The 4,133-nt window shown below is 46.6% G+C and carries 4 protein-coding genes; 1 reads left to right on the top strand and 3 read right to left on the bottom strand.

The annotated features are described in order from the left end of the window. The coding region (locus tag AB7U36_RS19770; protein ID WP_428161355.1) for an Hsp70 family protein at positions 1–2,183 on the bottom strand (2,183 nt) is incomplete at its 3' end. Positions 2,184–2,408: 225 nt separating this feature from the next. On the opposite strand from AB7U36_RS19770, the gene AB7U36_RS19765 reads away from it, so the two are divergent. After that, the gene (locus AB7U36_RS19765; RefSeq protein WP_428161354.1) at positions 2,409–2,861 is read left to right on the top strand and encodes a CBS domain-containing protein; all 453 of its coding nucleotides are present in this window, start codon (positions 2,409–2,411) and stop codon (positions 2,859–2,861) included. A gap of 34 nt (positions 2,862–2,895) precedes the next feature. Here AB7U36_RS19765 and AB7U36_RS19760 read toward each other — a convergent pair whose 3' ends face one another. Both AB7U36_RS19760 and AB7U36_RS19755 read right to left on the bottom strand, forming a co-directional pair. Next, positions 2,896–3,558, bottom strand: coding sequence for a small multi-drug export protein (locus AB7U36_RS19760; RefSeq protein WP_428161353.1), 663 nt, complete (start codon positions 3,556–3,558; stop codon positions 2,896–2,898). 87 nt (positions 3,559–3,645) lie between these two features. Continuing rightward, on the bottom strand, positions 3,646–4,133 hold a 488-nt coding region (locus tag AB7U36_RS19755), incomplete at its 5' end, for a ubiquinone/menaquinone biosynthesis methyltransferase (protein WP_428161352.1).

The following is a 4,133-nucleotide window of genomic DNA, read 5'->3' as shown; positions in this document are numbered from 1 at the left end:
GCTGCGGATTTTTTGGGATCATGGGTTTCACACAATTCGCCGGCCTTGCTTATATCCATCAGCAGGTTGATTAAGGGGAAGGTATTAAGAAAATCGTTCAGATCGTCAAAGGCATCAATGTTCTGTTCATAGGTGCCTGTCCGGTTCATGGCTTGCAGGTGCTTAATCTTTTTTTCAAGCTCTGACTGTTCTTCACCGGTCAAAACCCAGGAAAATTCATCTCGTACACTTTCGGCGTAATAAATCAGCGAATAGCAGAGTATGTTCTCGTCAAATAGCTGTTTTGCCTTGTCAAGCTTCCTCTTTGCCAGGGTGTAAGCCGTTTCTATGACCTCTCCGGTGGTTTCATGGAGAACATTGTGGATATCCTTTACTATATCCGCACTTCTGAGGGTCAGCTCCTCCACGGCATAACTATCGGATTTTTTTGCATTGGCTTCATCAATCATGGCTTCAAGTTCCATAAACAGCTTTTCGTCTGCCTTGCCCCTGGACAGGGTTTTACTTAAAGCAACGTCCGGAAGCTGTGTCAACGCGCCTGAAACCTCGACAATATTGTTTTCATCTATTTTCAGGGTTACCGCGATACTGAAAGGCGTATCAGATTCCTTTTGATCCGAATTGGACCGGTACTCCCGGATGGCCTCCGCATCAATACTCAGCCAGAAATCGCCAATGGATTCCTCTGCATCATTGACGATATTGAAAAATTTCATATGAATCAATTTCTGATAGGCGCCCACAAGCCTGAACACTTCCTCTTGTTCACAGGGCAAAGGGGTATTTTTTTCCACAAACAGGTAGCGTTCTCCATTGTCAAGGGCAACATAGTAGTCATGGGCTGCAGCATGGACAATGTTGAATACGCCCTGGTCTATGGTATGCTTTTCAAGGTCGAATCCGCAATGGCTGCAAATTGTGTCTGACTGCCCGACAATGCATCCGCATCCCGGACATTCATAATTCTCGGAAAGCCGGTGGCTTAAAATGGCCGCGCCCTCGGCAACAGCCAGCATGGGCCGGTCATGGAGCATCACTTTTTCTTTGCCGAACATATCTTCCATTGCCTTGATAATGCATGGAATTTTTGAACTGCCGCCCACCATCAGCACATTGTCTATAAGATCCGGCGAGAAATGAATATCATCGAGCAGCTTTTGGACCAGGGCCAGGGTATTTTGCACCGCAGGCCGGATCAGCTCTTCAAAGGTTTCCCGGGTCAGAATGACGTCCACATCCAAAAGGTCGCCGTCGGCATCCTTCAGCAGGCCCAAAAGTTCGATATAGGCTTCCTGCTCATCGCTGAGCTTAATTTTGGCTTGTTCAACAGCGGCCTTAAGTTCTCCCAGAAAACGGTTTTTTACCCCAGAATCCTGCTCAGCGATCATTCCGGCAATATCATCAATTCCATATTCACGGGCGGTTTCCTGTAAAACATATTCTTCCAGTTTCCGGTCAATATCCTCTCCGCCGAGCCACATATTGCCGCCTTTGCCCTGTTCTATAAATTGCCCGCCACTGATTGTAAGAACAGACAGGTCAAAGGTTCCGCCGCCAAAATCAAATACCAAAACCGTCTTGGCATCATCCTCATTCACCTGGTCCACCCCAAAGGAAATTGCCGCCGCAGTAGGTTCGGAAAGCAGCCTTTGAACTTTAATGCCGGCCAGGGCCGCCGCGGTTCTTGTGGCATGCTTCTGTTTATCGTTAAAATAGGCGGGCACGGTGATCACGGCATATTCCACCTTATCCCCAAGACTTTTTTCCGCATCTTCCCGAATTTTTTTAAGAATTTGGGATGAAATCTCTTCAGGGGAAAATTCCTTATTCCCTATGCGGATCACCAGGCTGTTATCAGTGCCCTTGGACTGGCTGGCAATAATGAAGGCGTGTCTTGGGTCATTGATGAGTTTTTGAACTTCCGGATTGGTAATACTTCTGCCCATTAACCGTTTCACCGCTGTGATGGTGCTGGCCGGCTCCTGTTTGATCCATTCCAGGGCGTGCTTTCCCACAACAAATTTAGGCCGGTTCAGCAGGTCTCTAATTTTATTGTTTTTTATGCATACACAGGATGGGGTTATGGTGTCTCCCTCACGGTTGGGTATTATTTCAACATGCACCTTTTTGATACCGGATGCCGAGTTGGTGGTTCCTAAATCAATTCCAATGGATTTTGACATAACATTTTCTGTTTTTTTTGGGGGGTTAAAAGTAAGTACAGACTATTAACAAAACAGGATAAAATTTTCAATAATTTTCACGCTCCGCCCCGCAGACCAGGGAGATGAGAAGATCAAACCGGTTGCACTTGGGGTGGAAACATGAAATGAATAAGAATAATTGCGGTTTTTTTACCAAGGGTATATTAAAAATATTAAACCGTGCTTAATACAGGAAGGGCAAAAATGAAAACAGCTATGGACATCATGGAAAAAGAAGTCATCTCCATAACCCCGGAAACCGACATCACCCGGGCCGTGGAAATTCTTTTAAATAACCACATAAACGGTGTACCCGTGGTGGATGGGGATGGTATGCTCAAGGGGATTTTGTGCCAGAGTGATCTCATTTTCCAGCAGAAAAATATTTCCCTGCCCCCCATCCTCACATTTTTGGACGGCATTATTCCTTTGTCTTCATCTAAGAAATTGGAACAGGAAATGAAAAAAATAGCCGCCAGCACCGTGGCCCAGGCCATGGTTGTCGATCCTGTCACTGTCACACCGGACACACCGGTCAGCGACATTGCAGCGCTGATGGTTGAAAAACATTTTCACACCATTCCCGTGGTCCAGGATGGTAAAGTGGTCGGTATTGTGGGCAAGGAAGATGTGTTAAAGACATTGATAAATCCATAAGCCGGCAAAATTTATGCGCGCCTGATTTACCCCGCTATTCATCACTCTCCTGGCGCAGGTAATCAATGAATTTTTTCAATGGTTTCAGGTAGGGGATGATGATGAGTACACAGATGGCGGCAAAAACATACTGGAGCATTGCAAACCGGTGCTCAAGAAAATCAAACCCATAGCACCAGGCCACTATGGCTGTCAGGGTACCAAGGCCCGCTGCACTGAAATTGCTGAACAGACGCATCCTGAGCATATAACCGATGATGGTGCCCACCACAGGGCCTGTGACAGGCAGGGGGGCCATCACAAAGGTAAATACGCCGATCCAGCCCCAGCGTTCTATTTTTTCTTTTTTCTCCTCAGCCTTTTCCCTGAGTTTGTCCATGAATCTTCGTACCCAGGCCGCTTTGAATATACCGTTGGTGCTTAGAACAAAGCCTGCATAGGTATAGCAGACAATCAGGCATTCCAGATAAAAATTCAGGACAATTGTGGAAACAGGGCTGAAGCCATTGAGTATGCATAGGCCGATGCCTCCGGCCCGGCTGCCCACACAGTGGGTAATGAACACCACAAAAGCAATCTTTGCACCAGGCACGTCCTGGACCAGACCAATGATAACAAGAACAAAAAACAGGACAGTAAGCAAAAAGCCGGTCACAAGGACCCGGCCTTCAATGGTGTTAAAAAGAAATTTTTTCATTTCCAAGTTTTTATTCTAAATTATTTTTGAAGACCGTTTATAAAGTATGCCGGGATCATTGTCAAGACAGACTGTAATCGTAGCAGGTTACAGCTTTATACCCACAAAGAGAGTGACAATGCCCAGGGTCATCTCCTTGAACCGGATCGCCTTGAACCCTGCCGTTTTCATCTGGTCAGCAAAAGATACGGGATCGGGGAATTTTAATACGGATTCAGGCAGATAAGCGTAAGCACTGCTGTGTTTTGAAAAAAAAGAGCCGATTAACGGCAATATTTTTTGAAAATACAAAAGGTAAAGCCTGCGCATAATTCCCTTTTGGGGTGTGGTCAGCTCCAGAATGATGATTCTGCCGCCCGGTTTCAGGGTGCGGTAAAATTCTTTCATGGCCCCTGTCCGGTTCATGATATTGCGGATGCCAAAGGCCATGAAACCGGCGTCAAACTGCTGATTTTTTACGGGCAGGTTCAACGCGTCACCGTTGACAAGGGCAATGGCCCGGCCCCCGGGGCAGTTCAGTTTTCTTTTGCCAAGGGCCAGCATGCCAAAGGAAAAGTCCAGTCCGGTAACAGATG

The organism is Desulfobacter sp. (assembly GCF_050177295.1).
The sequence above is the reverse complement of the archived record's forward strand: the minus strand, read 5'-3'. Positions and strand labels throughout refer to the sequence as shown.

Coding starts and splice junctions, on each gene's coding strand:
- AB7U36_RS19765 (WP_428161354.1), top strand. CDS start 2,409: ATGAAAACAGCTATGGACATCATGGAAAAAGAAGTCATCTCCATAACC.
- AB7U36_RS19760 (WP_428161353.1), bottom strand. CDS start 3,558: ATGAAAAAATTTCTTTTTAACACCATTGAAGGCCGGGTCCTTGTGACC.